At 63.9% G+C, this 26337-nt stretch carries 23 protein-coding genes; 13 read left to right on the top strand and 10 right to left on the bottom strand.

Annotated elements, in window-relative coordinates:
- Positions 1-15: 15 nt before the first annotated feature.
- Positions 16-1221, bottom strand: coding sequence for a glycosyltransferase (locus tag FJW05_RS05785; protein WP_246673229.1), 1206 nt, complete (start codon positions 1219-1221; stop codon positions 16-18).
- A 148-nt stretch (positions 1222-1369) separates the two neighbouring features.
- Here FJW05_RS05785 and mutS point away from each other — a divergent pair, with 148 nt between their 5' ends.
- The 3 genes from mutS (at position 1370) to FJW05_RS05770 (ending at position 5279) form a co-directional block, all read left to right on the top strand.
- Positions 1370-4102 (top strand): DNA mismatch repair protein MutS, encoded by a 2733-nt coding sequence (gene mutS, locus FJW05_RS05780; RefSeq protein WP_140629048.1) that lies wholly within the window; start codon positions 1370-1372, stop codon positions 4100-4102.
- 77 nt (positions 4103-4179) lie between these two features.
- Positions 4180-4644: a nuclear transport factor 2 family protein gene (locus FJW05_RS05775; RefSeq protein ID WP_140545414.1), complete on the top strand. Its 465-nt coding sequence runs from the start codon at positions 4180-4182 to the stop codon at positions 4642-4644.
- A 65-nt stretch (positions 4645-4709) separates the two neighbouring features.
- Complete coding sequence (locus FJW05_RS05770; protein WP_140629045.1) at positions 4710-5279, top strand: TetR/AcrR family transcriptional regulator; 570 nt, start codon at positions 4710-4712, stop codon at positions 5277-5279.
- A gap of 9 nt (positions 5280-5288) precedes the next feature.
- On the opposite strand, the gene FJW05_RS05765 is transcribed toward FJW05_RS05770, so the two are convergent.
- The 4 genes from FJW05_RS05765 to FJW05_RS05750 all read right to left on the bottom strand — a co-directional run bounded on the left by FJW05_RS05765 (position 5289) and on the right by FJW05_RS05750 (position 10391).
- A complete protein-coding gene (locus FJW05_RS05765) occupies positions 5289-6047 on the bottom strand; it encodes an MBL fold metallo-hydrolase (RefSeq protein ID WP_246673228.1) in 759 nt (252 codons plus the stop codon).
- 473 nt (positions 6048-6520) lie between these two features.
- Complete coding sequence (locus FJW05_RS05760) at positions 6521-7366, bottom strand: aldo/keto reductase (RefSeq protein WP_140629039.1); 846 nt, start codon at positions 7364-7366, stop codon at positions 6521-6523.
- A gap of 89 nt (positions 7367-7455) precedes the next feature.
- On the bottom strand, positions 7456-7845 hold the full coding sequence (locus tag FJW05_RS05755; RefSeq protein WP_140629036.1) for a DUF305 domain-containing protein: 390 nt from the start codon (positions 7843-7845) through the stop codon (positions 7456-7458).
- Between the two features lie 41 nt (positions 7846-7886).
- Positions 7887-10391 (bottom strand): heavy metal translocating P-type ATPase, encoded by a 2505-nt coding sequence (locus FJW05_RS05750; protein WP_140629033.1) that lies wholly within the window; start codon positions 10389-10391, stop codon positions 7887-7889.
- A 183-nt stretch (positions 10392-10574) separates the two neighbouring features.
- Here FJW05_RS05750 and FJW05_RS05745 point away from each other — a divergent pair, with 183 nt between their 5' ends.
- Complete coding sequence (locus FJW05_RS05745) at positions 10575-13376, top strand: [protein-PII] uridylyltransferase (protein ID WP_140629030.1); 2802 nt, start codon at positions 10575-10577, stop codon at positions 13374-13376.
- A gap of 39 nt (positions 13377-13415) precedes the next feature.
- A complete protein-coding gene (gene murJ, locus FJW05_RS05740) occupies positions 13416-15023 on the top strand; it encodes a murein biosynthesis integral membrane protein MurJ (RefSeq protein WP_140629027.1) in 1608 nt (535 codons plus the stop codon).
- Here the strand turns inward: murJ and FJW05_RS05735 are convergent.
- Both FJW05_RS05735 and FJW05_RS05730 read right to left on the bottom strand, forming a co-directional pair.
- Positions 14998-15402: a type II toxin-antitoxin system VapC family toxin gene (locus tag FJW05_RS05735; protein WP_140546776.1), complete on the bottom strand. Its 405-nt coding sequence runs from the start codon at positions 15400-15402 to the stop codon at positions 14998-15000. The two genes, murJ and FJW05_RS05735, sit on opposite strands and share 26 nt — an antisense overlap.
- Positions 15402-15647, bottom strand: a complete 246-nt coding sequence (locus FJW05_RS05730; RefSeq protein WP_095766111.1) for a type II toxin-antitoxin system VapB family antitoxin — start codon at positions 15645-15647, stop codon at positions 15402-15404. Before FJW05_RS05730 ends, FJW05_RS05735 begins: the two co-directional genes overlap by 1 nt.
- 232 nt (positions 15648-15879) lie before the next feature.
- On the opposite strand from FJW05_RS05730, the gene trpS reads away from it, so the two are divergent.
- From trpS to FJW05_RS05710, 4 genes are all read left to right on the top strand, one after another.
- Positions 15880-16947, top strand: a complete 1068-nt coding sequence (trpS, locus tag FJW05_RS05725) for a tryptophan--tRNA ligase (protein ID WP_140629024.1) — start codon at positions 15880-15882, stop codon at positions 16945-16947.
- 99 nt (positions 16948-17046) lie between these two features.
- Complete coding sequence (locus tag FJW05_RS05720) at positions 17047-17538, top strand: universal stress protein (RefSeq protein ID WP_140629021.1); 492 nt, start codon at positions 17047-17049, stop codon at positions 17536-17538.
- 138 nt (positions 17539-17676) lie between these two features.
- Positions 17677-19992, top strand: a complete 2316-nt coding sequence (locus FJW05_RS05715; protein WP_181164856.1) for an amylo-alpha-1,6-glucosidase — start codon at positions 17677-17679, stop codon at positions 19990-19992.
- A 145-nt stretch (positions 19993-20137) separates the two neighbouring features.
- Positions 20138-20707, top strand: coding sequence for a NifU family protein (locus FJW05_RS05710; protein ID WP_140546707.1), 570 nt, complete (start codon positions 20138-20140; stop codon positions 20705-20707).
- 158 nt (positions 20708-20865) lie between these two features.
- Here FJW05_RS05710 and FJW05_RS05705 read toward each other — a convergent pair whose 3' ends face one another.
- Positions 20866-21483: a L,D-transpeptidase gene (locus FJW05_RS05705; protein ID WP_140546708.1), complete on the bottom strand. Its 618-nt coding sequence runs from the start codon at positions 21481-21483 to the stop codon at positions 20866-20868.
- 227 nt (positions 21484-21710) lie between these two features.
- On the opposite strand from FJW05_RS05705, the gene cueR reads away from it, so the two are divergent.
- Positions 21711-22115, top strand: a complete 405-nt coding sequence (gene cueR, locus FJW05_RS05700) for a Cu(I)-responsive transcriptional regulator (protein ID WP_140546709.1) — start codon at positions 21711-21713, stop codon at positions 22113-22115.
- A 6-nt stretch (positions 22116-22121) separates the two neighbouring features.
- Here cueR and FJW05_RS05695 read toward each other — a convergent pair whose 3' ends face one another.
- Positions 22122-23087, bottom strand: coding sequence for a helix-turn-helix domain-containing protein (locus FJW05_RS05695; RefSeq protein ID WP_140629014.1), 966 nt, complete (start codon positions 23085-23087; stop codon positions 22122-22124).
- 315 nt (positions 23088-23402) lie between these two features.
- Here FJW05_RS05695 and FJW05_RS05690 point away from each other — a divergent pair, with 315 nt between their 5' ends.
- A complete protein-coding gene (locus tag FJW05_RS05690) occupies positions 23403-24116 on the top strand; it encodes an outer membrane beta-barrel protein (protein WP_246673251.1) in 714 nt (237 codons plus the stop codon).
- Positions 24117-24125: 9 nt separating this feature from the next.
- On the opposite strand, the gene FJW05_RS05685 is transcribed toward FJW05_RS05690, so the two are convergent.
- Positions 24126-24596, bottom strand: coding sequence for a nucleoside deaminase (locus FJW05_RS05685; protein ID WP_140629008.1), 471 nt, complete (start codon positions 24594-24596; stop codon positions 24126-24128).
- A gap of 158 nt (positions 24597-24754) precedes the next feature.
- Between FJW05_RS05685 and FJW05_RS05680 the strand changes: the two genes are divergently transcribed.
- On the top strand, positions 24755-24976 hold the full coding sequence (locus tag FJW05_RS05680; protein WP_140629005.1) for a hypothetical protein: 222 nt from the start codon (positions 24755-24757) through the stop codon (positions 24974-24976).
- 453 nt (positions 24977-25429) lie between these two features.
- Positions 25430-26323 (top strand): hypothetical protein, encoded by an 894-nt coding sequence (locus tag FJW05_RS05675; protein WP_140629002.1) that lies wholly within the window; start codon positions 25430-25432, stop codon positions 26321-26323.
- Positions 26324-26337: the final 14 nt, after the last annotated feature.

The raw sequence follows: 26337 nt of genomic DNA, 5'->3' as shown, positions 1-26337 counted from the left end.
GGCAGAGACAAGCAGTCAGATCTTGCCCGATGAGATCGCGGCAATCTCGCGCAGGTGCTCGCCTACCGGGGCCCACCGCGTCAGCCCGGAGGTGCCGGCGAACGGCCATTCGGAGAAAGGCGGATCGTAGCTTCCCATGCGCTGCTTAAGCGCCGAGAGATAGGCCATCAGTTCCAGCCGTTCCGCCCGCACCCGTTCCAGCGTGCGGCCGCGAATCTCCTCGCGCGGGATAGCGCGGTCGCGAAGTCGCTCGACCGCACGGCGGATTGCGGCCGGCTCCGGCTCGGCGATAAGGCAATAGTCCGGATCGAAATAGACATCGCGGCCGCCGATGCTCGGCGTCGAGACGATCGGCAGACCGGCCAGCAGATACTCCATGCTGGAATACATCGCCCCTTCCACCGCCGACAGGCAGAGCCCGACCGCGGCCCGGTTGTAGACGCGGTTGACCTCGTAAGGCGGCATCCGCCCGGGCAGGCCGTCAACGAGCGGATTGGCGATGCTGTGAAGCGGCGATTGCGCCTGCAGCCGGTGGATGAAGGCGCGGTCGCCGGCCGGCGGCAATTCGCCGATCGAGGACGTCACATGGACCAGTCTTTCGATCTCGAAGGCGAGGTGGTGCCGCTTGGTGTGCGAGATGCGGCCATTGTAGACGGCATCGTACTCGACCGGCACGTCCGGCAGCGGCTGGAAGACGTCTTCCGAGATCATCAGATTGTGGTTGGAGAAGATCGCTGTGCCGCCAACGCCTGCAATCAGACGGCGCTCTTCCTCTGTGTTGCAGAGAAAGATCAGGTCATGGTTGGGGCAGACCGCGGCGAACCACGCGAGATCCTTGCGTATCTGCTCGACGACGCTGGGCCTCTCCAGCGTCCAGTTCGGCATCAGAAGGAAGGTAGCGCGCCGTGGCACCATCCGCCGGCAGAGAGCAGCGAGTGCGTAGAGCGGGCGCCGGCCGCCGACAGGTATGTAGAGGATCAACGGATCGCGACTGAAGATATGGACGGGTATGTCGATGCCGCCATCGAGGCCGGAGAGCGGCCCGCGCGTCGGCAGGATGAAGGGAAACCGTGTCCGCACCCACGCCCTGATTTTGGTTTTGGTACGGTTGGCGCGGTTGGTGGCAAGAAGCCGCACCCGCCCGAGCGGCGAGCCGACAGGGCCGACCATCTCCTCGAACGTCTCGTGTCCGTCCTTCTTCATCGCCCGCTGTCTTCTCATGACACCCGAACGATCCATATGTCGGCCGGCGGCATGAGGCAACACGCCCTGCGCGCCCGTCCTGCTGGTGGCGGCAACGGCCCGCTCGTCCCCCGTTTTTGCAGCCGCCGGCATTAAACCGCCCGCCCACATCTGCTAGCGTGCCGGGATGAATATGCGTACCCCGGAAGAACACAACGCCACGGCGGCACCGGCAGCTTTTGTCACGGGCGGCGTCACGCCGATGATGGAGCAATTCATCGAGATCAAAGCGGCGAACCCGGATTCGCTGCTGTTCTACCGTATGGGCGATTTCTACGAGCTGTTCTTCGACGATGCAGAGAAGGCGAGCCAGGCGCTGGGCATCGTCTTGACCAAGCGCGGCAAGCACCAGGGCAATGACATCCCGATGTGCGGCGTGCCGGTGCATGCGGCGGACGACTATCTGCAGAAGCTGATCGCGCAAGGTTTTCGCGTCGCCGTCTGCGAGCAGATCGAGGACCCGGCCGAAGCCAAGAAACGCGGCTCCAAATCGGTGGTGCGGCGCGACGTGGTGCGGCTGGTCACGCCGGGCACCATCACCGAGGACAAGCTGCTCGCGCCCTCGGAATCGAGCTTCCTGATGGCGCTCGGCCGCGTGAAGGGGGGCGCGACCAGCCAGGCCGGCTTTGCGCTGGCCTGGATCGACATTTCGACCGGCGCCTTCCGCGTCGCCGAGACGAGCGCCGAGCGGCTGCTTGCCGACATCTTCCGCGTCGACCCGCGCGAGCTGATCGTCGCCGAGCCGGTTTTCCATGATCCGGAGCTCAGGCCCGTGTTCGACGTGCTGGGCCGCGTCGCCAATCCGCAGCCGCCGTCGCTGTTCGATTCGGCCTCAGCCACCGGACGCATCGCCCGCTTCTTCGACGTCGCGACGCCGGACAGTTTCGGCACGTTTTCGCGCGCCGAGCTGTCGGCGATCTCGGGCGCCATCGCCTATGTCGAAAAAACGCAGAAAGCGGAGCGGCCGCCGCTGTCGCGCCCCGAGCGCGAGGAGCAGGGCTCGACGCTCTTCATCGATCCGGCGACCCGCGCCAATCTGGAACTTTTGCGCACGCTGTCCGGCAATCGCGACGGCTCGCTGTTCAAGGCGATCGACCGCACCGTGACCGGCGGCGGCGCGCGATTGCTCGCCGACCGTCTGATGGCGCCGCTGACCGACCCGGCGGCGATTGCGGCCCGACTGGATTCGGTGTCGTTCTTCCGCTCCGAGACGCGGCTTTGCCAGGGCCTGCGCGCGAGTCTCAAAAGCGTCGCCGACATGCCGCGCGCGCTGTCCAGGCTGGCGCTCAACCGCGGCGGACCGCGCGATCTGGGCGCGCTGCGCGCCGGCTTCGAGGCGGCCGGCGCGATCGCCGAATTGTTCGCAGCGGCCGTCCTGCCCGCCGAACTCGCCGCGGCACTGGCCGCGATCCACGCCTTGCCGGAGGCGCTTGCCCGCCACCTCAGCGAGGCGCTCGACGACGAGCTGCCGCTGATCAAGCGCGACGGCGGCTTCGTGCGGTCTGGCTACAATGCCGAGCTCGACGAGATGCGGGCATTGCGCGACGAATCGCGCAAAGTGATCGCCGGACTTGAGCGCTCGCTGATCGAGGAAACCGGCATCCGTTCGCTGAAGATCCGGCACAACAATGTGCTCGGCTATTACATCGAGGTGACGGCCAATCACCATTCGATCATGACCGGCAGCGACACCGCCAAGGCGCGCTTCATCCATCGCCAGACCATGGCCAACGCCATGCGCTTCACCACGACCGAACTGGCGGAGCTGGAATCGAAGATCGCCAACGCCGCCGACCGGGCGCTCGGCATCGAGCTTGCCGCCTTCGAACGGCTGACGGCGGAAGTGGTGGGAGAGGCCGAACGGATCCGCGCCGGCGCCGACGCGCTTGCGGCTCTGGATGTTTCATCGGCTCTGGCATTGCTTTCCGAAAGCGAGGGCTGGTGCCGGCCGCTGGTGGATTCGAGCCTCGCCTTCGAAATTGCCGGTGGGCGTCACCCGGTGGTCGAACAGGCGCTCAGACGTTCCGGCGAAGGCCCGTTCGTGGCCAATGATTGCGACCTGTCGCCCCAGGGCGGCGCCAAGGCCGGCGCGATCTGGCTGCTCACCGGCCCGAATATGGGCGGTAAGTCGACGTTCCTCAGGCAGAACGCGCTGATCGCCATACTCGCTCAGACCGGCTCCTTCGTGCCGGCGCAAAGCGCCCATATCGGCGTCGTCGACCGGCTGTTCTCGCGCGTCGGCGCTTCGGACGACCTGGCGCGCGGCCGCTCGACCTTCATGGTCGAAATGGTCGAGACGGCGGCGATCCTCAACCAGGCCGGCGAGCGGGCGCTGGTCATCCTCGACGAGATCGGCCGCGGCACGGCAACTTTCGATGGCCTGTCGATCGCCTGGGCGGCCGTCGAATATCTGCATGAGAAGAACCGCTGCCGGGCGATCTTTGCCACGCATTTCCACGAGATGACGGCGCTGGCCGGCAAGCTCCCCCGGCTTCACAATGTCACCATGCGCGTCAAGGAATGGGAAGGCGACGTCGTCTTCCTGCACGAGGTCGGCAAGGGCGCGGCCGACCGCTCCTACGGCGTGCAGGTGGCGCGGCTCGCCGGCCTGCCGGAAGCGGTCGTCGCCCGCGCCAAGGAAGTGCTGCACCAGCTCGAAGAAGGCGAAGTCTCGGGCAAGACCAATCGGCTCGTCGACGACCTGCCGCTGTTTTCGGTGGCGGTGAAACGCGAAGCCCCGAAACCCGCCAAAAGCGATGCGCTGGGCGAAGCGCTTGGCGCGATCAATCCCGATGAGATGACGCCGCGCGAGGCGCTGGAGGCGCTCTACCGGCTGAAGGGTCTGGCAACGAAGCAGTAGAACCAGGCGTGGCCTTGACTGATTGTACCGGTCGGTACAATGTCGGTTATCGACGATCGGAACCGACAGGAGATTTCATGAGCCGTCCGCCATTGCCGCCCTTCACGGCCGAGACAGCGGCGCAAAAGGCGCGCCTCGCCGAGGATGCCTGGAACAGCCGCGACCCGGAACGCGTTTCGCTCGCCTATACCGAGGACAGCAGCTGGCGCAACCGGGCCGAATTCATCTCGGGTCGCGGCGAGATCGTCGATTTCCTCAAGCGCAAATGGGCGCGCGAGCTGGATTATCGCCTGATCAAGGAGGTCTGGACCTGGAACGACAACCGCATCGCGGTGCGCTTCGCCTATGAATGGCGCGACGATAGCGGCCACTGGTTCCGCTCCTACGGCAACGAGAACTGGGAATTCGACGAGGCCGGGCTGATGCGCCGTCGCGTGGCGAGCATCAACGACCTGCCGATCACGGAGCGCGAGCGGAAATATCACTGGCCGCTCGGCCGCCGGCCGGACGACCATCCCGGCCTTTCGGAACTCGGGCTTTAGAACATGACCTCAAAAAGTGCGTAGCGGTTTTTGGAAAAGATCATGCTCAAACAAGAACACTAAGCATGCGACGCATCGCTCCGGACCGCGACCAGTTGCTGGCGATCGTGGCGGAAGTCTTCCGCGAGAACGGCTATGACGGCGCCAGCCTGGCCCTGATCGGCGAGGCGGCGGGGCTCGGCAAGGGGAGCCTCTACCACTTCTTTCCGGGCGGCAAGGAGGAGATGGCCAGGGCCGTCATTGCCCATATCGACGGCTGGTTCGAGGATAATGTCTTTGCGCCGCTGCGCGACGGCGCCGATCCGTCGGCCGGGATCGAGCAGATGCTCGCGGCGACTGACAGCTACTTCCGCTCCGGGCGCCGGGTCTGTCTCGTCGGCGCCTTCGCGCTGGAGGCATCCCGCGACGTCTTCGCCAGCCAAATCAGGGACTATTTCGGCCGCTGGGTCGCGCACCTCGCCGATGCGCTGGCGCGAGTTGGGCATGGGAAAACCGAAGCAGTCGAGCTGGCCGAGGAAACCGTTGCCGCAATCCAGGGCGCGCTCACCCTTGCCCGTGCCGCTGACGATGCCGGGGTATTCTCCCGTACGCTGCGCCGGCTGCGCATGCGGCTTGGGCTGCCGGTCAAGGCCTAACTCGGGTTCCTACAAAGGTTCGAAGCGGAAGCCCGTCTCGGTTCGGGAAACCCGGCCGATGCCCGGTGAGTCGAGATGCGCCCCTGCAACGCACCAGGCGTTGTCGGCGGCAAGAGCCAATATCTGCAGCCGCGTTGCCCGTGCCTGCTCCTTGTCGGCGTCGAATTCCCATGTGATGTCCGGCCGATCGAACTGAAGCGACGGCACGTGCACAAGGTCGCCCCAGGCCAGCAATGTTTCGCCGCGGCTCGTGGCACGAAAGCAGGTATGGCCGATTTCATGACCCGGGGCGGCGACCGCCTCGATGTTCGCGCTCAAGTGCTGTCCCGGGTCCAGGGGCTGCGCTCGGTCATGGAAGCGGCTCAACCTCGCTTCCGACCGGAACATGTCGAGCTCGGCTCGAGGGACAAGCAAGCGGGAGAGCTGCGGGAAACCGTCCCCGCCATCCGGACGGACGAGCCCTTGGCTATGGTCGAGATGGGTGTGGGTGAAGGCGACCGTTCGTATCCGATCGACGGCGATCTTCGCTTCGCTCAGCGCCTGCGGCAGAAAGCCCATCGTCGGGTGCCATGCATTCGAGGATCCGGTATCGATCAGCGTGATGTCTTCGCCGTCGTCGATGGCAAAGGCATTGACCGACAATCGGAGCGCGCCGTCGAAGAGCGGCACCTGCGGCGGCAGATCGTCGCCGAAAGGCTTGTCTCCCGGCTGGCGCAGTCGACGGACCGGCATATCGACGTAACCGTCGCGCAGCGAGGTAACGGTCAAGTCGCCGATTTTATAGGCCGTGTAATGAGGTCCGGCTGAAATTCGTTCCACGCTTGCTCTCTTTCAACCGCGCATTCCGTCGCGAGGTTTTTGGTTAGTTCCCTCGACACAGGGATTTGAAGGGTTGAGGTCTGTCTTGGTGCAAGATTTTCCGTTCATTTCTGTGAAATCAGCGCAAACGCCGGGGATTGGTTGAAGCCGCCGCCACCTCGTCATTCTATGGCGGAGCAAGGAGCGAAGCGACGCGGCGCAGACCATAGAATCCGTGACATCGAGGCGTAGCAAGGGTGCAGAATTCTGCTTCGCCGCATCCCACGGCCCAGGTCACGGAATGGATTCCAGGGTCTCCGCGACGCCGCTTCGCGGCTGCTCCGCCCTGGAATGACGATCGCGATGGGCGTTTCGGCCAATCTCCAGCGCATGCCGCCTGCCATAAAACAGAGCCGGCCGATCAACATCCCTGTGCAGTGCCACTAGATCATTTCCAGGCCGCGCTTGCGCGTCGGCGGCGGGAATGCGCGATCGAGCTCGGCGAAATCCTCCGCAGTCAATTGGATATCGAGCGCGGCGGCGTTCTGGCGGACATGCTCCTGGCGGCCGGCCTTCGGGATGGCGATGACGCCGTCCTGCATCATTATCCAGGCAAGCGCGATCTGCGCGGCCGTTGCGTCGTGGCGGGCAGCGACCGCCTCGAGCCGGGCATTGCGAGCCAGCGCGCCCTGCTCGACCGGCGAATAAGCCATCAGCGGGATGCCGCGCTTCACGCACCACGGCGCAAGGTCGAATTCCGGGCCGCGCCGCGACAGGTTGTAGAGCACCTGATTGGTCTGGACGTTGGCGCCGGACGGCAGCCCGACAAGGTCCTCCATCTCGTCGGTGTCGAAATTGCTGACGCCCCAGTGGCGGATCTTGCCTTGCGACTTCAGCGCCTCGAACGCCTCCACGGTTTCGGACAGCGGCACGCTGCCGGGCCAATGCAGCAGATAGAGATCGATGCGGTCGGTAGCGAGGCGCTTCAGGCTGCTCTCGCAGGCGCGCTTCACGCCGGCGCGCGAGGCGTTGGAGGGCAGCACCTTGGAGACCAGGAAGGTCTCGTCGCGGCGCCCGGCGATGGCTTGCGCCACCACCTCCTCGGCGCCGCCATCGGCATACATTTCCGCCGTGTCGATCAGCTTCATGCCGAGGTCCAGCCCAAGCTTCAGCGCCGCGACATCATCGGCATGGCGCCATCGATCCTCACCCATCTTCCAGGTGCCTTGGCCCAGCACCGGGACGGTTTCGCCCGACGGCAGCTTCAAGGTTCTGATCGACGAGGGCATGGCGTTCTCCGCGTAAGGCTGGATCGCAGCACAGCCACAGCCGGAAATCCAGACCGACGCCGGCTGGCCGCCCGGATTTCCCGCAGTGACTATTTCGCCGGATGCTTGGCGAGCCAGTCCTGCATCTGCTTGATCTCGGCTTCCTGTGCCGTAACGACGCCTTCGGCGAGCTTGCGGATTTCCGGATCCTTGCCATTGGCGATTACCACCTTGGCCATGTCGATGGCGCCCTGATGATGCGGGATCATGCCGCGGACGAAATCGACATCGGCATTGCCGGTGTATTTGATCGTCATGTCCTTGTGCATCTTCTTCATCGCCTTCTCGTAGCCGACGGTGGCCGGGCTCTGGGCGCCCATCGCCATCTTGGACATGTCGTGCTTCATCTCCTCCGACGAGGCCGGCACGCTCTCGAGGAACACGGCGAGCAGCATTCCGGCCGCCATCAAAAGCAGCACGATTTTCTTGGCCAGGGTCATTCAGGTCTCCTTCTGTTGGATTTCGTATCTGGGGGTCTTGCTCAGAGTTTCAACGTTCTCAGCCGCAGCGCGTTGCCGATCACGGAGACCGATGACAGGCTCATCGCCGCCGCCGCCAGCATCGGCGACAAAAGCGTGCCGGTGAGCGGATACAGCACGCCGGCCGCGACCGGCACGCCGAGCACGTTATAGAGGAAGGCAAAGAACAGGTTCTGGCGGATGTTGCGGATCGTCGCCTGGGCGAGCGTGCGTGCCCTGACGATGCCATTCAAGTCGCCCTTGACCAGCGTGATGCCGGCGCTTTCGACCGCGACATCGGCGCCGGTGCCCATGGCGATGCCGACATCGGCGCCGGCCAGCGCCGGCGCGTCGTTGACACCGTCGCCGGCCATGGCGACGCCGGCGCCCTTGGCACGCAGCTCCTCGACCAGCTGGCCCTTCTCATCCGGCAGCAACCCGGCGCGGACCTCGTCGATGCCGAGCCTGCCGGCGATCGCTCGTGCCGTGCGCTCGTTGTCGCCTGTCGCCATGATGATGCGCAGCCCCTTGTCGTGCAGCGCCCTTATCGCCTCGGCTGTCGTCGCCTTTACGGGATCGGCGACGGCGACAATACCGGCGAAACTGCCCTCGACAGCCACGAACATGACCGTCTTGCCTTCGGCCTGCAGCGCCTCGGCATTGGCCGCCGACGTTGCGACACGGAGGTCCGCCATCATGGCCGCATTACCGAGCGCGACCTTCCTGCCCGAAACCGTGCCCGAAACGCCCTTGCCGGTGATGGCTTCGAAATCGACCGCGTCGGCCAGCTTCAGGCCGCGCGCGGCGGCGCCCTCGACGATCGCCTCGGCCAGCGGATGTTCGGAGCCCTTTTCCAGCGAGGCCGCGAGGCCCAGCAGCTCGTTCTCGTCGATGCCGTCGGTGGCAACGACGTCGGTAAGCCGCGGCTTACCCTCGGTCAGCGTGCCGGTCTTATCGACGATCAGCGTGTCGACCGAGGCGAAACGTTCCAATGCCGCCGCTTCCTTGATCAGCACGCCGGCATGCGCGCCGCGCCCGGTCGCGGTCATGATCGACATCGGCGTCGCAAGACCGAGCGCGCAGGGACAGGCGATGATCAGCACCGACACCGCCGAGACGATGGCGAAGATCAGGCTCGGCTCGGGGCCAACGATCGACCAGGCGATGAAGGCCATGACCGCGACCAGAACGACGGCCGGGACAAAATAGAAGGACACGCGGTCGGCAAGACCCTGGATCGGCGCCCGCGAACGCTGCGCCTTGGCGACCAGCTCGACAATGCGCGACAGCGTGGTCTCGGCGCCGACCTTCTCGGCACGCATGACCAGCGAGCCGTTCTTGTTCAGCGTGCCGCCGGTGAGCGTGTCGCCTTCCGTCTTCTCAACCGGCAGCGGTTCGCCGGTGATCATGGATTCATCGATCGCCGAGCGACCCTCGAGCACGATGCCGTCGACCGGGACGGCATCGCCGGGGCGGATGCGCAAGCGGTCGCCGGACTTGACGCTGTCGAGCGGCACGTCCTTCTCGGAGCCGTCGGCGCCGATCAGCCGCGCCGTTTTCGGGGCAAGGTCCAAAAGCGCGCGGATGGCCGATCCGGTGCGCTCGCGGGCCTTGAGTTCCAGCACCTGGCCGAGAAAGACCAGCGCGACGATGACAGCGGCGGCCTCGAAATAGACCGGGACTGCGCCGTCATGACCGCGGAACTGATGCGGGAAGATGTCCGGGAACAGGGCGGCGACCACGCTGTAGAAGTAGGCGGCCCCGACGCCCAGCGAGATCAGAGTCCACATATTGGGGCTGCGGTTAAGGATCGATTCCCAGCCGCGATGGAAGAACGGAAACGCCGCCCACAGCACCACCGGGCTCGCCAGTCCCAGCTCCACCCAGGTCTTGGCGCGGCCGTTGATGAGGGTTTCGAAGCTGAAGCCCAGCATCGGCGCCATGGCAATGATCAGGAGCGGCACGGAGAGCACCGCGCTGACCCAGAACCGGCGCGTGAAATCGATGAGCTCGGGATTCGGGCCTTCCTCGCCTGTCGGCACGCCCATCGGCTCCAGCGCCATGCCGCAGATCGGACAGGAGCCTGGCTTGTCGCGGACGATCTCGGGATGCATCGGGCAGGTGTATTGCGTGCCCTTGGGCATCGGCTGCGGCTCGGGCCGGCCAGCGAGGTATTTTGCCGGCTCCGCCTCGAACTTGGCCTTGCAACCGGCGGAGCAGAAATAGAAGCCCTGCCCTTCATGGCGCAGAAAGTGTCTGGCGCTTGCCCGATCGACATTCATGCCGCAGACGGGGTCGGTGGCGGAAAGATACGTTTCCGGTTCGGCCTGGAATTTCGTGCGGCAGCGCTCGCTGCAGAAATGAAACGTCCGGCCGCCATGCTCGGCCGTCGGCTTGCCGGCCGCCGGATCGACCGTCATGCCGCAGACAGGATCGCGAATCACCGCTTCGGTGTCGGGCGCGACATCCTTCGCAGAGCAGCAGCCGCCGCCATGCGCATGATGGTGGTGGTGGTCGGAATGGGTCATGCCAGGCCTCTGAATTTCAAACTTGAGGCGGAGGTAGTGCTTCCAGTAACTGGAAGGTCAAGGGATGGTTTGAATTTTTCCGGCTTTCGCCATCCGGCTTCGCGTGGCGTCATCGTGCGCTGCCGGAAACGCGCCGCCCGCCCCATACACAGCGCCGCGAAAACGCGCTATAGACGCCGCCGAATGGCAAAGATTTCCCTGAAACTCGACGAAATCATCGATGGCGACGCGCTGCGCCGCGACTTGACCGCGTTGACGGCGGCGAGCGCCGGCGACGGTTCAGGACCGGCTGTCCGCACGGCCGTCCTCCAGCTGCTCAAGGCCAGGATGGCCGAAGGGCGAAAGATCGCCGAGACCATGCTCAAGCAGGACGGCGGCGGCAATGCCTGCGCCGAGCGGCTGTCGCATCTGATGGATGATCTGATCCGGGCGCTCTATGATTTCGCCGCCACCCATGTCTACCGGGTCAAGAACCGGTCCGCGGCCGAGCGCATGGCGGTCGTTGCCGTCGGCGGCTACGGCCGCGGCACGCTGGCGCCGGGCTCCGACATCGACCTGCTTTTCCTGCTGCCCTACAAGCAGACCCCATGGGGCGAGCAGATCGTCGAATACATGCTCTACATGCTGTGGGACATGGGGCTGAAGGTCGGCCACGCCACCCGCAACATCGACGAGTGCCTCAGGCTGTCGCGCGGCGACATCACCATCCGCACGTCGATCCTCGAGGCACGCTTCCTGTGGGGCGAACAGAAGCTCTACGAAGAACTGCTCACCCGCTTCGACCATGAAGTGGTGCGCACCACCGGGCCAGAATATGTGCAGGCCAAGCTTGCCGAGCGCGACGAGCGCCACGCCAAGGCCGGCGAAAGCCGCTATCTGGTCGAGCCCAATGTCAAGGACGGCAAGGGCGGCCTGCGCGACCTGCAAACGCTGTTTTGGATCGGCAAATATTTCTATCGCGTGCGCACCGGCGAGGAACTGGTCGAGAAGGGCGTCTTCACCGAGGCCGAATATCGCGAATTCCAGAAGGCCGAGGATTTTCTCTGGGCGGTGCGCTGCCACATGCATTTCCTTACCGGCAAGGCGGAAGAGCGGCTGCATTTCGACATCCAGCGCGAGATCGCAGAGCGTCTGGGCTATACGACGCATCCCGGCCTGTCGGCGGTCGAGCGCTTCATGAAGCACTATTTCCTCGTCGCCAAGGATGTCGGCGACCTCACCCGCATCTTCTGCGCGGCGCTCGAGGAAGAGCAGGCCAAGCACGTGCCGGGCTTCAACCGCATCTTCCTCACCTTCTCGCGGCGCAAGCGCAAGCTTGCCGGCACCTCCGACTTCATCGTCGACAATCACCGCATCAACATCGCCGACGACAGCGTGTTCGAGCGCGATCCGGTCAATCTGCTCAGGCTGTTCTGGTTCGCCGACAAGCACGGGCTGGAGTTCCACCCCGACGCGCTGAAGCTGCTCACCCGCTCGCTCGGGCTCGTCAACAAGTCGCTCCGCCGCGACGAGGAAGCCAACCGGCTGTTCCTCGACATCCTGACATCGGACCGCAATGCCGAGCTCAATCTCAGGCGCATGAACGAGGCGGGGCTGCTCGGCAGGCTGATCCCGGACTTCGGCAAGATCGTCGCCATGATGCAGTTCTCGATGTACCACCACTATACGGTGGACGAGCATTTGATCCGCTGCATCGGCGTGCTGGCCGAGATCGAGCGCGGCGACGGCGCGAAGGTGCATCCGCTGTCGCACACGCTGATGCCTAGCCTGAGAAAGAGCCGGGAGGCGCTCTATGTCGCGGTGCTGCTGCACGACATCGCCAAGGGCCGGCCGGAAGACCATTCGGAAGCCGGCGCCAGGATAGCGCGGCGCATCTGCCCGCATATGGGGCTGTCGGCCGCCGACACCGAGACGGTCGCCTGGCTGGTCGAGAACCACCTCGTGATGTCGATGACGGCGCAGACGCGCGACCTCAACGACCGCAAGACGATCGAGGATTTTGCTTCGATCGTGCAATCGGCCGAGCGGCTGAAGCTGCTTTTGATCCTCACCGTCTGCGACATCAGGGGCGTCGGGCCGGGCGTGTGGAACGGCTGGAAGGGGCAGTTGCTGCGCACGCTCTATTACGAGACCGAACTGCTCCTCACGGGCGGCTTTTCGGAAGTCTCGCGCGCCGAGCGCACGGCCGCGGCGCGCGAGCGGCTGGCCGAGGCGCTGTCCGCCTGGCCGGCGAAGGAGCGCAAGCGCTATGTCGCGCAGCACTACGAGAATTACCTTCTGGCGGTTGACCTTGCCGACCAGCTTCGCCATGCCGAATTCATCCGCGAGGCGGATGCGGCCGGCAAGAAGCTCGCCACCATGGTCAAGACGCATGAGTTCGAGGCGGTGACGGAGATCACCGTGCTGGCGCCGGACCATCCGCGCCTGCTTTCGATCATTGCGGGAGCTTGCGCCGCGGCGGGCGGCAACATCGTCGACGCGCAGATCTTCACCACCTCGGACGGCCGCGCGCTGGACTCCATCCTGATCTCCAGGGAGTTCGACCGCGACGAGGACGAGCGCCGCCGCGCCGAGCGCGTCGGCCGGCTGATCGAGGACGTGCTTTCGGGCAAGAGCTGGCTGCCCGAGATGATCGAGAAGCGCACCAAGCCGAAGCGCGGCGCCAAGGCGTTCCGGATTCCGCCGCGCGCCGAGATCCGCAACACGCTGTCGAACCGTTTTTCGGTGATCGAGGTCGAGGGGCTGGACCGGCCGGGCCTGCTGTCCGAGATCACCGGGACGCTCTCCGACCTTTCGCTCGACATCGCCTCGGCGCATATCACGACGTTCGGCGAGAAGGTCATCGACACGTTCTACGTCACCGACCTGACCGGACAGAAGATCGACAGCCCGACGCGCACCGCCACCATCCACAAGCGGCTGATCGATACGCTTGAAGGCAATTCGTCCGAACGCAACGGCAAGGCCAAGGCGGCCGCCGAGTGACATCCATTTGACGCAATTTTTCTGGCAGTCGTTCCCAGCATGAGCCTAGTCAAGAAATTCGCCACCGTCGCCTCCGGCACGCTGATGAGCCGTGCGCTGGGCTTCGGCCGCGAGATGCTGATGGCGGCAGCACTCGGCACCGGACCGGTCGCCGACGCCTTCAACGCCGCCTTCCAGTTTCCCAACACCTTCCGCAGGCTGTTCGCCGAGGGCGCCTTCAACGCCGCTTTCGTGCCGCTGTTCGCCAAGGAGATCGAGCAGCATGGCACCGACGGCGCCAAGCGCTTCTCGGAGGAAGTGTTCGGCGTGCTGTTCTCAGCGCTTCTGGCGCTGACCATCGCGATGGAACTGGCGATGCCGCTGATCGTGCGCTACCTGGTGGCGCCGGGCTTTGCCGACATTCCAGGCAAGTTCGAGACGACCGTCCGGCTTGCGACGATCATGTTCCCGTATCTCATCTGCATGTCGCTCGGCGCCATGATGGCCGGCATGCTGAACTCGCTGCGCCGCTATTTCGCGGCGGCGATCGCGCCCGCCTTCCTCAACATCATCCTGATCGGCGTGCTCGCCTATGCCTGGTATCACGGGCTGGACGCGCATGATGTCGGTTTCGGCCTGTCCTGGGGCGTGCTGGCGGCAGGCATCGTGCAACTCGCCATCGTCTGGATCGCGGTGCGCAATGCCGGCATCTCGATCGGCTTTCGCCGGCCGAAGATGACGCCCAACGTCAAGCGGCTGCTGATCCTGGCGCTGCCGGCGGCGATCACCGGCGGCATCACGCAGATCAACCAGCTGATCGGCACGGCGATCGCGTCGGCGCAGAACAGCGCCGTATCGTCGCTCGCCTATGCCGACCGCATCTACCAGCTGCCGCTCGGCGTCGTCGGTGTGGCCGTCGCCATCGTGCTGTTGCCGGAACTGTCGCGGGCGCTGAAATCGGGCAATTTGGTCGAGGCAGCCAATTTGCAGAACCGCTCGGTCGAGTTCACCTTGTTCATGACGCTGCCCGCGGCCGCGGCACTCTGGGTGATGTCCGAGCCAATCGTGCGGCTGGTCTATGAGCGCGGCGCCTTCGCCGCCAACCACTCGACGCCGATCGTCGCCTCGATTCTGGCGATCTTCGGCCTCGGCCTGCCCGCCTTCGTTTTGATCAAGGCGTTCACGCCCGGCTATTTCGCCCGCGAGGACACGCGCACGCCGATGATTTTTGCCGCCATCTCGGTCGGCGTGAATGTCGCGACGGCGCTGAGCCTGTTCCCGTCGATGGGCGCGCCGGGCATCGCGGTCGCCTCGGCCGTCGCCGGCTGGGTCAACGCGCTGATGCTGCTCGCCATGCTGATCAGGCGCGGGCATTGGGGCCGCGACGTGCCGCTCTTGCGACGCATTCCCCGTCTGGTGCTCTGCGCCGTGATCATGGCCGTGGCGCTTTACTTCGCGGAGCGCCATTTTGCCGCGCAGATTGCGCCTGGCTCGCCGCTCGTGGTGAAGGCGACGACGGTGCTTGGGCTGGTCGCCGGAGGCGCGGCGCTCTACTTCATCGCCGCCTTTGTCACGGGCGGCGCCGATTTCGGCATGATCCGGCGGAACGTGAAACGTCGTTCACCCAAGGCGCTACCGCCCGTCAGGGAACAGTCTCCAGATCCGTGAGTCGGAATTCGTTGGCGGTAGAAAGTATCGGAACGGCGTAATATCGGGCGCAAGCGTAGTGGAAGCAGTCCGCCATGTTTAGGCGGACAGCATTGTTGCGAAACCGCGCAGCGGCCTCGACGGACAGGGATGTTGCCTCGGATGCAGGCGGAAGCTCGCGCAAGGCAATTGCCCGCTCTTCCAGAAAGCGGTCTACAATCTCCGCGCTTCTGGCGACCGGAATCGCCAGCTTTTCTGGTCGCGCGAGCGCCATCGCCGCCTCCCAAACGGCTATCGCCGACGTGAACGGTGCCGATGCCTTCATGACGGCCTGCGCGCATCGCTCGGCTTCCGTCTCGTTGCTCAGGATCGCGACGATGGCGGCGGCGTCGACAAACATCAGTCGTCGCCGGAAAGTTCATCATAAACGGACTGCGGCAGCGGTTTGCGCGCTTGTTCGCTAAGCTTGATTCCAAACTCGGCTCGCAGTCGTGCCGCCGTTTCCAGCGGCGTCTCGCGATTGCGCCGCCGCTCCAGGGCTTCGCGCATGGCGATCACGATTGCCTCGGTGATGCCGACCCCTTCAGCTTTGGCGAAAGCGCGCGTCAGCCTGTCGGCTTCCTTGTTGTTGATATTGATAGTCACCGCTACATTCCTTTATGTAGTTAGAAATATGTAGCCTATGTACGACAATGTCAACGTACCGATGCCCCCATGCCAGCTCGTCCGCGCCTCTTGATCCCGCAACCGGCTTCGTCCATAAGCGCGCCGTCGCAAGACTTTCCCCGCGCGCGGTATCCAGCCGCATGTTGGCTCCAAAAAGTCTGCAACTTTTTGGAAGCACGCTTAACGGCCCTCCACAAGCCATGAGGAATTAATGTCCGCCTTCAAGCCACTCGTCTTTTCGGGCGTCCAGCCGACCGGCAACCTGCATCTCGGCAACTATCTCGGCGCCATCAAGAAATTCGTCGCCCTCCAGGATCAGTCCGACTGCATCTATTGCGTCGTCGATCTGCATTCGCTGACGGCGCAGCTCGTGTATCAGGATCTGGGCGACCAGACGCGCTCGATCACTGCGGCGTTCCTGGCCTCCGGCATCGACCCCAAGAAGCACATCGTCTTCAACCAGTCGCGGGTCATGCAGCACGCCGAGCTCGCCTGGATCCTCAACTGTGTGGCGCGCATCGGCTGGATGTACCGGATGACGCAGTTCAAGGACAAGGCCGGCAAGGACCGCGAGAACGCCTCGCTCGGCCTGCTCGCCTATCCGAGCCTGATGGCCGCCGACATCCTGCTCTACCGCGCAACCCATGTGCCGGTGGGCGAGGACCAGAAGCAGCATCTGGAGCTGACCCGCGACATCGCCCAGAAATTCAACAACGACTTCTCCGAGAAGATCGCCGCCCTTGGCGTCGGCGTCGAAATGCAGGTCGGCGAAGAGACGGTGAACGGCTATTTCCCGATTACCGAACCGGTGATCGGCGGCCCGGCGGCGCGCATCATGAGCCTGCGCGACGGCTCGAAGAAGATGTCGAAGTCGGATCCGTCGGATCTCTCGCGCATCAACCTGACCGACGATGCCGACACGATCTCGAAGAAGATCCGCAAGGCCAAGACCGATCCGGAGGCCTTGCCGAGCGAGATCGACGGGCTGGAAAGCCGGCCCGAAGCGGAAAATCTCGTCGGCATCTATGCCGGCCTCGCGGAAATCTCGAAGGAAGAGGTGCTGAAGGAGTATGGCGGGCAACAGTTTTCCGTGTTCAAGCCGGCGCTTGCCGATCTTGCCGTGGAGAAGCTGGCGCCGATCGCTTCCGAGATGCGCCGCATCGAGGGCGACGGCGCCTATGTCGACGCCGTGCTCAAGGATGGCGGCGACCGGGCCCGCGCAATCGCCGAGGGCACGATGAAGACGGTGCGCGACATTATCGGCCTTCTGCAGGACTGACCCAGCGACCTCCTCGGACCATTGCCGCGCAGGCCGGCGGCTTGCCGCCGGTTCGCGGCAGTGGCAGATTGCGACCGAAACCATACCGAGCAGATAGACATGGTCTCCAAACGCCTCAGCCGCGAAGCCGGCCATCGCCGCAAGTTCCTGGCGATCATCGACGACACGCCCGAATGCGAGCGCGCCGTCGCCTATGCCTCGAAACGGGCGCAAAGCACCGGCGGCGTGCTGGTGCTGCTCTACGTCATCGAGCCGGACGACTTCCAGCACTGGCTGGGCGTGGAAAAGATCATGCGCGAGGAAGCCACGGCGACGGCGCGCGCGGCGCTCGACGGCTACGCCAACAAAGTGCGCCAGCATGCGGGGATCGAACCGGAGCTGGTGGTGCGCGAAGGCAAGCCGCCGGAAGAAATCCACAAGCTGATCGAGGAAGACCAGGACATCGCCATCCTGGTGCTGGCCGCCGGCGCCGGCAAGGAAGGCCCAGGGCCGCTGGTCAGCGCGGTCGCCGGCCGGGGAGCCGCCTTCCCGATCCCCGTCACGGTGGTGCCGCAGAACCTGTCCGACGAAGAGATCGACAGCCTGGCCTGACTTGGAGGCCTTCCGGCCGGAGCCGGGCTTGCCTGAATTCGCGGCGACCCAAGCCAATCCAAGAACAATGCTACCCTTGGCCGGCATTTGCGGCGCGCCATTTGGAATCGTCATATGCGACATTCCAATGGAGAGCCTGTGGACAAGCCAACGCAGAAGGCAGCCCGAAGCGGAAGATCGAGGGCGAAGAGCAAGGATGGCGGGGCGCAGCCGCGCTCGGCGCCGGCACGAGCCCAGGAGAAAGCCCGGCAGGCGCCTCATGCGCAACAGGAGCGCAAGCAGCGCGTGCTGGCCAAGGGCCATCCGGCGATGGTCGACAGCATCGCCGGCGCGATTACCGTCAAGAACCTCGACATCTATTACGTCATCGCCTCCGACGCGCAGATCCCCGTGAAGGACGGGCACGGTTTCGGACTCTATTTTCACGACTGCCGGTTCGTCGGGGGCTATCAGATGACCTTGGCCGGTCTGGCGCCGGTCGTCTTGGCCTCGACCGCGCAGAAGGGTTACGCGGCGCTTTTTGAACTGACCAACCCAGACCTTCATTCCAAGCGGGGCCGGTTGATCCCCAAGGACGAACTCGGCATTCGCTGGGAACGCATCCTGGACGCCGAACAGACATGCGTCAGAGAAGTCCTGACCATCCAGAACCTGGGACACGAGGCGCACGACTTTCCGCTGACCTTGCAATTCGGCGCCGGCTTCGAGGACATCTTCAACGTGCGTGGGCTGGTGCAGCAAAATCTCGGCAGGGCCGAGCGGCCCGCGTGGCGGGACGGCAGGCTGCATTTCGTCTATCACGGCGCCGACCGGCTCCGCAGGATGGCGACGATTGCGTTCTCGCCCCGACCCGATGCTTCATACAAGACGACGGCCGAATTCCAGATCGACGTGCCGGCGGGAGCCACGCGAACGATCGCGCTCACGATCGAGTTGAAGGAACAGCCGGAGGACGCCGCGGCGGACCGACTGAACCAGCGCCCGGCGGCCACGCTCGACGGCCTTGCCGGCAAACTCCGGAAAAGCTCTGAAGAATGGCTGGAGCGGCATACGAAGCTCGACAGCGACAGCTTTCTGCTCAACAGCATCATGGACAGATCGCTGCGCGATGTGGCGATGCTGCGCTCGGAGTTGGGAAGCCGTGAATATTTTGCCGCCGGCGTGCCCTGGTTCGCTGCCCTGTTCGGCCGCGACAGCCTGATCGTCGCATTGGAGATGCTCGCCTTTCAGCCTGAGATCGCCGCCCAGACGCTGCGCCTCCTGGCCAGCTATCAGGGAAGCCGGACGGATCGGTGGCGGGAGGAACAGCCCGGCAAGATCCTGCACGAGCTGCGGGTCGGCGAGCTCGCGCGCGCCGGCGATGTCCCTCATGCCAGGTTCTACTGCACGGTGGACGCCACCCCGCTTTTCCTGCTGCTTCTCGGCCGCCACGCCGCCTGGACCGGCGATCTCGACCTGTTCCGCGAATTGCAGGTGCCGGTGGAAAAGGCATTGGACTGGATCGCCAAGGCCGGAGACGATCACGGCAAGGGGTATCTGAAGTATCGGAGCATGTCCGCCGAGGGCCTCGTCAACCAGGGATGGAAGGATTCGGGCGATGCCATCGTCAGGGCCGATGGCGATCTCGCCAAGCCGCCGATCGCGCTCGTCGAGGCGCAGGGCTATGTCTTTGCAGCCAAACAGGCCATCGCCGATCTCTATGAGCGCGATGGCGAACCCGGTCGCGCCAAACAGCTTCGCCAGGAGGCCGACAGGCTTCGAAGACGCTTCAATCACGATTTCTGGTGTGAGGAAAAGAGCATCTTCGCGCTCGCGCTCGAAGCGAGAGGCCGGCAAGCCGCCGTCGTTTCATCGAACCCCGGCCACGCGCTGTGGTGCGGTATCGCGGACCGCGACAAGGCTCGCCGGTCGATCGCGCGGCTGATGCGGGACGACGTGTTCAATGGCTGGGGAGTGCGTACGCTTGCCGCCTCGGAGCGGCGCTACAATCCCGTCGGTTATCATCTGGGAACGGTCTGGCCACATGACAATGCGCTCGTGGCCGCCGGTTGCAGGCAATATGGCGAGGACGACGCGGCGCTGCGGATTTTTACGGGCATCGCCGAGGCGGCGATGCATTTTCGCCATCACAGGCTGCCTGAAGCGATGGCAGGCTTTCCACGCGCGGATTTCCAGGTGCCGGTACACTATCCGGTGGCTTGTCACCCTCAGGCCTGGGCGGCCGGCGCCGTGCCCTTCATGCTGACGGTGTGCCTCGGCCTGGAACCCGACGCCTTCGCGAACAAGCTGCGGATCGTGCGGCCGCGACTGCCCGGTTTCGTGAACCATGTCGAGCTTCGCGGACTGCGCGTCGGCAAGGGCACCGCCGATCTCGAATTCAGGCGAACGAATACCGGCGCCGAGGTCGATATATTGCAGACGAGTGGACAACTGACCGTCGAAGTTGGAGGATGACGGCTGCCGCGGTTCGGATACCCGCCATGGCAAAACATTCCGCCAGCCAGCCGTTCGAGCGACGCGTTTCGCTTGAATGTCCAGCCGATAGAGCCTATTTAGAATTATTCCAAACTATCGGCCCGGGAAGGGCCTGGAGATACCCATGTTCATCCAGACCGAATCGACGCCGAACCCGGCGACGCTGAAATTCCTGCCGGGCAAGGAAGTGCTGCGCGAAGGCACAGCCGATTTCCGCAACGCCGAAGCCGCGGCGGAGGCGTCGCCGCTGGCTGGCCGCCTGTTCGAGATCCCGGGCGTCACCGGCGTCTTCTTCGGCTACGATTTCATTACCGTGACCAAGGACGGTCCGGACTGGCAGCACCTGAAGCCGGCGATCCTCGGCGCCATCATGGAGCATTTCATGTCCGGTGCGCCGGTCATGGCCGCGACCGCTCCGGCGAGCCAGGCCGGCGAGACCGGCGAGTTCTATGACAAGGCCGACGAAGAGCTGGTGCTGACCATCAAGGAACTGCTCGACACGCGCGTGCGCCCGGCCGTCGCCCAGGACGGCGGCGACATCACCTTCCGCGGCTTCGAGAATGGCACCGTGTTCCTGCACATGAAGGGCGCCTGCGCCGGCTGCCCGTCATCGACGGCAACGCTGAAGCACGGCATCCAGAACCTGCTTCGCCACTTTGTTCCGGAAGTACAGCAGGTCGAGCAGGTCGCCTGAGAACCCACTTCGCCGGCCGCGTCGTGCGGCGAAGCGAATTCCGATCCAAGACGCAAAAACAAAAAACCGGGCCCCAACAGCCCGGTTTTCTGTTTTTGGACGTCTTGTTGTTGCCTAGACGGTCCGCTTGCGAAAGCTTTTGGCCTCGGCCTTCGTGATCACATCACGATGACCTTGGCGCCGACCGACGTGCGGTCGTAGAGGTCGATAATGTCCTGGTTCATCAGCCGGATGCAGCCCGACGACATCGCCTTGCCGATCGAGAACCATTCCGGGCTGCCATGCAGGCGGTAGCCCATGTCGCCGCCCTTGTTGAAGAGATACATGGCGCGCGCGCCGAGCGGGTTCTTCAGGCCCGGCTCCATGCCGCTGGCGAATTTGGCGAGTTCGGGCTGGCGCTTGATCATCTGCGAGGGCGGCGTCCAGGTCGGCCATTCGCGCTTCAGCGCGATATGGGCTGTGCCGTGCCACTCAAAACCCTCCCGGCCGACGCCGATGCCGTAGCGCATCGCCATGCCGTCGCCCTCGATGAAATAGAGGAACTTGTTCTGCGTATCGACGATGATCGTGCCCGGCCTTTCCGACGAGTCGTACCGCACTTCCTGGCGGTGGTACCTGGCGGGGACCTTCTCGATCGGGATGCGCGGCAGTTGATAGCCGGCATCGGTCATCGCGCCATAGTTGTTGGTGAACATTTGCCCACCGATGGTGCTGCACCCGCTGATCGCGGTCGACAGCGCAAGAGCGGCGAGGATTGCAAATGACTTCAAGCGCATGAAAAGGTCCGACGCCCCGCCTCTATACCAGCGGCACGAGTCGGCCGCTTTGTTGCCACCATTCATGCTGGCATTTCTTTTGCTTGCCAAGCGCGCACTGCTTATATGCAGGACCTTACGCGCCGGTAAGTGCCCGACTGCGGCATTTTCGCAACAGGCCTTACAGGATTGTGAAGCAAAATCAATGGGGCGACTCGGAGAGCCGCCTGCGATGCGAGGAGAGCGCCATGAATGTCGGTGATGCCGCCGAGCGTTCCGGCTTGCCGGCCAAGACCATCCGCTACTATGAGGAGATCGGACTGATCCGCCCGGCGCGGGCCGAGAATGGCTATCGCGATTATTCCGGCGACGATATCCACCGGCTCGCCTTCCTGCGCCGTGCGCGCAATCTCGGCTTCTCAATCGACGATTGCAGGCAGCTTATGGCGCTCTATCAGGATCGCGACCGCGCCAGCCACGATGTGCGCGAGATCGCCGCCGCCCATGTCAGGGCGATCGAGGAAAAGGTACGCGAATTGCAGTCGATGCGCTCGACGCTTCAGAAGCTGATCCACGCCTGTCACGGCGACGACCGCCCGGACTGCCCAATCCTGGACGACATGGCGGGCGCGGCGGACCAGGTATCCGCCTGACAGAAACTACCCGCCGCGATATTGCGTGGGCGAAGCGCCGAAGCGGGCCCGGAACCGCCGGTTGAAGTAGGACACGTCGTTGAACCCCGCGGCGAGCGCGATGTCGCTTACCTTGGTCGCGTCGTTGCGGATGTCCGACAGCATGGCACATGCCTTGCGCAGCCGAAGCTCCAGCACGCGCTCGGCAAAGGTGCTGCCACTCTCGAGCAGAAGCGTGTTGAGATATCGACGCGAAAGCCCGACGGCGCGAGCGACCATCTCCGTCGATAGGCCGGGGTCGGCGAAGCGTGCCTCGATCACTGCCACCGCCTCGCGCAGCCGCGCCGCGCGCAGCCCGCGGCCGGTCGCGATTTCCGCGGCATCGCCCTTGGCCCCCAGCGCCAGCACGATCAGGTCGGCCAGCGCCGCCCCGGCCTGCCGCGACAGCGCCGGCTCCGCGTCAACCTCGTCGGATTGAAGCAGGAAATCGATCGTGCGTTCCAGATGCCGCACGGCGGGGTTTGCCGGGTCGAGCCGCGTTACCGGGCGGTCGTCGGCACGCGGCACCTGTCTCAGCAACGAGGCGCGGGGGATGGAGGCCAAGATCCAGGAAGTGACGCCGTTCGTGAAACTTTGGCAGGGTTGGGCGACGTTGTAGGCGATGCCGTTGCCCCGCTGCAGCGACAGGTCGCAATCGGCAACCGACCATATCTGCGGCTTGGGGCTGCGGTAAAATCCCACGAAGATATCGTCGCGGTCGTTGGCGACATGCCGGCGGGTGCGCACATAGTACTCGGTCGTGGTCTCGAACAGGCCGACGCGAAGCTCGCCGAGGAAGCGCATCTTGGTCGCCGTCGCGAACCGCTTGTCCTCGGCATGCCTGATCTCGGCATCGCCAAGCTGCTCCATCCACATGTCGCGCCAGAGGCGAAAGCGATCCTTGTCGCTCAGATGCGCTGGCAAGCTGTCCGACGAAAAATCAATCTTCTGCATTTGACGGAAATCTGTTTGCCCCGCCTTCAGCCTAGCACGGCCGCCACAGACTCGGATCGGCAAAAAAAGAGGCAATCAGGCCGCCCAGTCCAATTCCAGAGCCACCCGGTCCAAGCCGCGATCATTTGGGTCGGCGCTCGTTGCAGCGGCGCCACATTGCGAATCGATTTTCAAACCCAGCCCGCCCATCCAATGCCGGAGCCCGTCGGTCCAAGACGGTAGCCGCGAAATCAGCCATGGCTGCACGGGCCAGGATCAAACTTCGAGGACTTTTGCATGAGACTTTTGTGCGCGGCTGGAATCGTCATCGTGAGCATGTTGCCGCCGGCGGCAATGGCGGCCGACATGAACGCCGCGGCGCAAGAACCGGCCCGGGACTGGAGCGGGTTCTATCTTTCAGCAGGCGGCGGGTTCGGATGGTGGAGCGCTGATCAGTACACGGATTTCGGGGGCTTTCCCGCGCCCGGACCATCCGAGGGCACCTCGGGCAACGGCGGCTTCGGCACGGTAGGTGGCGGCTTCGACTGGCAATTTGCTCCCAGTTGGGTGGCCGGCGTCTTCGCCGACGTTCAGTTCGGCGACATCAGGGGCACGATAAGGGCGCCCTTCGAGCAATATTACGGCACCACGAGCAACAGGCTGAACTATGCTGCCGGTCTTCGTCTCGGCGTGCTCGCAACGCCAAACGCGCTGATCTATGTCGATGGCGGTTACAGCCATGCCGAGTTCACCGGTTCAGGCCTGAACCCGCTTCCGCTGCCGCCCGCCATCAATGTCGCCGGACAACACTACGACGGCTGGTTCGTAGGCGCCGGCATCGAAAACTCGCTCGACTTCACCGGTATCTCCTCCCCCGGTTGGTCCATGAAAACCGAATACCGTTTCGCCAACTACAGCCGTAAAAACGCGCAGATGTATGTCGTTCCCACCGGCGTTCCGGACAACGCGATCGCGTTCAAGCCAACGGTGCAGACGCTTTCGTTCTCGCTCGTCTACCGATTCAACGAGGCGGGAAGCACCGGCTTCTGAGAAACTGCCTCAGCGCTTCCAGAAATCGCGGTGCGGAGCGAGCATCTCGTCCGCGATTTCGGGAAAGGGGCCGAACACCTCGATCCGCTTCTGGCCGGAGGCGAAGACGGTGCGCGAGGCGAGGTTCATCGTCGGATTCTCCGCATGATCGCCGGTGAGCGCCAGGAGGCTGGTTTCCTCGACCCCGTAGACCAGGCGTCCGATATTCGCCCAATACATCGTGCCAGCGCACATCGCGCATGGTTCGAAGGTCGAGACCAGCGTGCATTGCCACAGGAACTCCGGCTCATAGGCCGCCGCGGCGCGGCGGGCCAACTCGGTCTCGGCATGGCGCACCGTGTCGAGATTGCCCTGTCGCATCAAAATGCGATCGTCCGGCGCGACCAGCACGCAGCCGAACGGATGATGCCCATGCGCCGCCGCCTCGCGCGCGACGGCATCGGCGGACCGGAGGTGGGCGAGCATGTGGTCGCGGGTCATGGGGAAATTCCTTTCACGGCGAGATTGCTGCCAAGGGATTCGATCAGCAAGAACTAAGTCTTCTCTGGACCACGGCTCAAACACCCGCTTGGCTTTACGCTCCATGCATTTCTGGTTTGGTGCTATTTTGATGATCGCCTACAATGAGATTGCCGGCCATGGCCATCCAGGATGACATCGAACGGGTCGAGCAGCACATCCGCGAGATCGAACAGCGGATCGAGCGCCAGCGCGCGGTCATCACCCAGGCCGAAGAAAACGGCCTGCCGACCGACGGCCCGAGCAATTTTCTGTGGTTCCTGAAAGAGACATTGAGCCTGAGCCGCGACCACCTGGCCAGGCTTCTGGCGGATGAATTTCGAGCGGGGGACTCGCAGTAGGGGTGCAGCATTCATTGAACTTCCGCTTTGGCGATATTCGAAACCCGCCAGCCCCCGGCAAAAACTCAAAGGGATTCACAAACGAAAGCGGCGGTGATATCTTCACCGCCGCTCCCAGTTTCGACTTGGTGGGCCCACTTCGAGGCTCTGCGACCCTGCCGGTTGTAGAGCCTCTTCGTTTATCCCGTGCCGTGTCCGTGGACCGTGACACAGGCTAGGGGAACTCTCCTGGTAGACACCGTTTTTCCTCTCCGGGCCGGAAATGGCCGAATCGGAATATGCCCTATCGCAGCCTCCGAGGCGATCCCACAGCTTCGATTGCTAAGCTACGCTCTCCGCACAAAGCTGCCGACGATTGCTCCAATTGCTTAGAACGATTGCTTCTGCTATAAGCCAACTCCCAACAAGGAGTTATCGCAGATGGCACGCGCACAGAGCCCGGGATACCCGAACATGAGCCTGCCGAAGGCATTGGCCCACACCCGCAGTATTCACACGGCGGACCGCCGCAATGCCATAGATCGCGAAGTGGCCGTTAAGCACATGGGTTATAGTGGGCTAAGCGGAGCGTCAGACAAGGCGCTTGGCTCGCTTGCTCACTACGGTCTACTGGAAAAGGCCGGGAAAGGGCAGACGCGGGTGACGCAGCTAGCTGTGGACATTCTGCACCCCGATTCTGACAGCTCGCGAAAGAAGGCCCTTCTAGAGGCCGCTTACAAGCCAGATATTTTTTCCGAAATACGGGATCGATTTCCCGACGGTCACCCATCTGAAGGCGCTCTTAAATCGTGGCTTATGCGAGAAAATTTCCTCGACCGTGCCATAGGCCCGGTTGTGGCCTCATACATGGAAACTTGCCGATATTTGGAGCAAGAGCAAGCTTTCGAAAGTGGTGGCGCTTCGGCCGATGCTGGTGAAGAATTAGATCTACCGAACGTGCAAACCCCGGTAACGACCGAAGGCAAGACGTTTGGCGGAGCGAAGGTCGGCGATTTCGTCCAGTGGGAATCGCAGGGAGCGCTTCAACTGCCAAAGCCTCTCCGCGTGCGTTTGGTTTCCGATGACGGAAATTGGATCGCGGTAGAGGGAAGCCAGACAGGAATTCCCATGGGCGAAGTTATCGTAGAATCCAAGGCAGTTCCCGCCCCACCGTCTGCCCCCATTTTTGCCTACGCCCAAGATGCCCATGTTGCGGCACCGGAACAGGGGGAGGTTGAGTGGATGCGCAATCGAGTTGGCCAAGAAACAAACGTTCGGCTTATGGTGAAGGGCGAAATGGGGCCCAAAGAGATTGGCAAGCTGATCAAGCTGCTAGAGGCTCAGAAATTGGTCCTAGAGGACGATTGATGGGTGAGAGATTG

It is taken from the genome of Mesorhizobium sp. B2-9-1, assembly GCF_006439455.1.
Taxonomy (GTDB): domain Bacteria; phylum Pseudomonadota; class Alphaproteobacteria; order Rhizobiales; family Rhizobiaceae; genus Mesorhizobium.
This window is presented reverse-complemented; position numbering and strand designations above follow the sequence as displayed.

Excerpts from the sequence above, each read along its gene's own strand:
- FJW05_RS05685 (WP_140629008.1), bottom strand. The coding sequence starts at position 24,596 with ATGACCCGCGACCACATGCTCGCCCACCTCCGGTCCGCCGATGCCGTC.
- FJW05_RS05760 (WP_140629039.1), bottom strand. The coding sequence starts at position 7,366 with ATGCCCTCGTCGATCAGAACCTTGAAGCTGCCGTCGGGCGAAACCGTC.
- FJW05_RS05720 (WP_140629021.1), top strand. The coding sequence starts at position 17,047 with ATGGTCTCCAAACGCCTCAGCCGCGAAGCCGGCCATCGCCGCAAGTTC.
- FJW05_RS05750 (WP_140629033.1), bottom strand. The coding sequence starts at position 10,391 with ATGACCCATTCCGACCACCACCACCATCATGCGCATGGCGGCGGCTGC.
- FJW05_RS05675 (WP_140629002.1), top strand. The coding sequence starts at position 25,430 with ATGAGCCTGCCGAAGGCATTGGCCCACACCCGCAGTATTCACACGGCG.
- cueR (WP_140546709.1), top strand. The coding sequence starts at position 21,711 with ATGAATGTCGGTGATGCCGCCGAGCGTTCCGGCTTGCCGGCCAAGACC.
- FJW05_RS05735 (WP_140546776.1), bottom strand. The coding sequence starts at position 15,402 with ATGTTTGTCGACGCCGCCGCCATCGTCGCGATCCTGAGCAACGAGACG.
- FJW05_RS05785 (WP_246673229.1), bottom strand. The coding sequence starts at position 1,221 with ATGAGAAGACAGCGGGCGATGAAGAAGGACGGACACGAGACGTTCGAG.
- mutS (WP_140629048.1), top strand. The coding sequence starts at position 1,370 with ATGAATATGCGTACCCCGGAAGAACACAACGCCACGGCGGCACCGGCA.
- FJW05_RS05680 (WP_140629005.1), top strand. The coding sequence starts at position 24,755 with ATGGCCATCCAGGATGACATCGAACGGGTCGAGCAGCACATCCGCGAG.
- trpS (WP_140629024.1), top strand. The coding sequence starts at position 15,880 with ATGTCCGCCTTCAAGCCACTCGTCTTTTCGGGCGTCCAGCCGACCGGC.
- FJW05_RS05755 (WP_140629036.1), bottom strand. The coding sequence starts at position 7,845 with ATGACCCTGGCCAAGAAAATCGTGCTGCTTTTGATGGCGGCCGGAATG.
- FJW05_RS05770 (WP_140629045.1), top strand. The coding sequence starts at position 4,710 with ATGCGACGCATCGCTCCGGACCGCGACCAGTTGCTGGCGATCGTGGCG.
- FJW05_RS05690 (WP_246673251.1), top strand. The coding sequence starts at position 23,403 with ATGTTGCCGCCGGCGGCAATGGCGGCCGACATGAACGCCGCGGCGCAA.
- FJW05_RS05705 (WP_140546708.1), bottom strand. The coding sequence starts at position 21,483 with ATGCGCTTGAAGTCATTTGCAATCCTCGCCGCTCTTGCGCTGTCGACC.
- FJW05_RS05745 (WP_140629030.1), top strand. The coding sequence starts at position 10,575 with ATGGCAAAGATTTCCCTGAAACTCGACGAAATCATCGATGGCGACGCG.
- FJW05_RS05710 (WP_140546707.1), top strand. The coding sequence starts at position 20,138 with ATGTTCATCCAGACCGAATCGACGCCGAACCCGGCGACGCTGAAATTC.
- FJW05_RS05695 (WP_140629014.1), bottom strand. The coding sequence starts at position 23,087 with ATGCAGAAGATTGATTTTTCGTCGGACAGCTTGCCAGCGCATCTGAGC.
- murJ (WP_140629027.1), top strand. The coding sequence starts at position 13,416 with ATGAGCCTAGTCAAGAAATTCGCCACCGTCGCCTCCGGCACGCTGATG.
- FJW05_RS05775 (WP_140545414.1), top strand. The coding sequence starts at position 4,180 with ATGAGCCGTCCGCCATTGCCGCCCTTCACGGCCGAGACAGCGGCGCAA.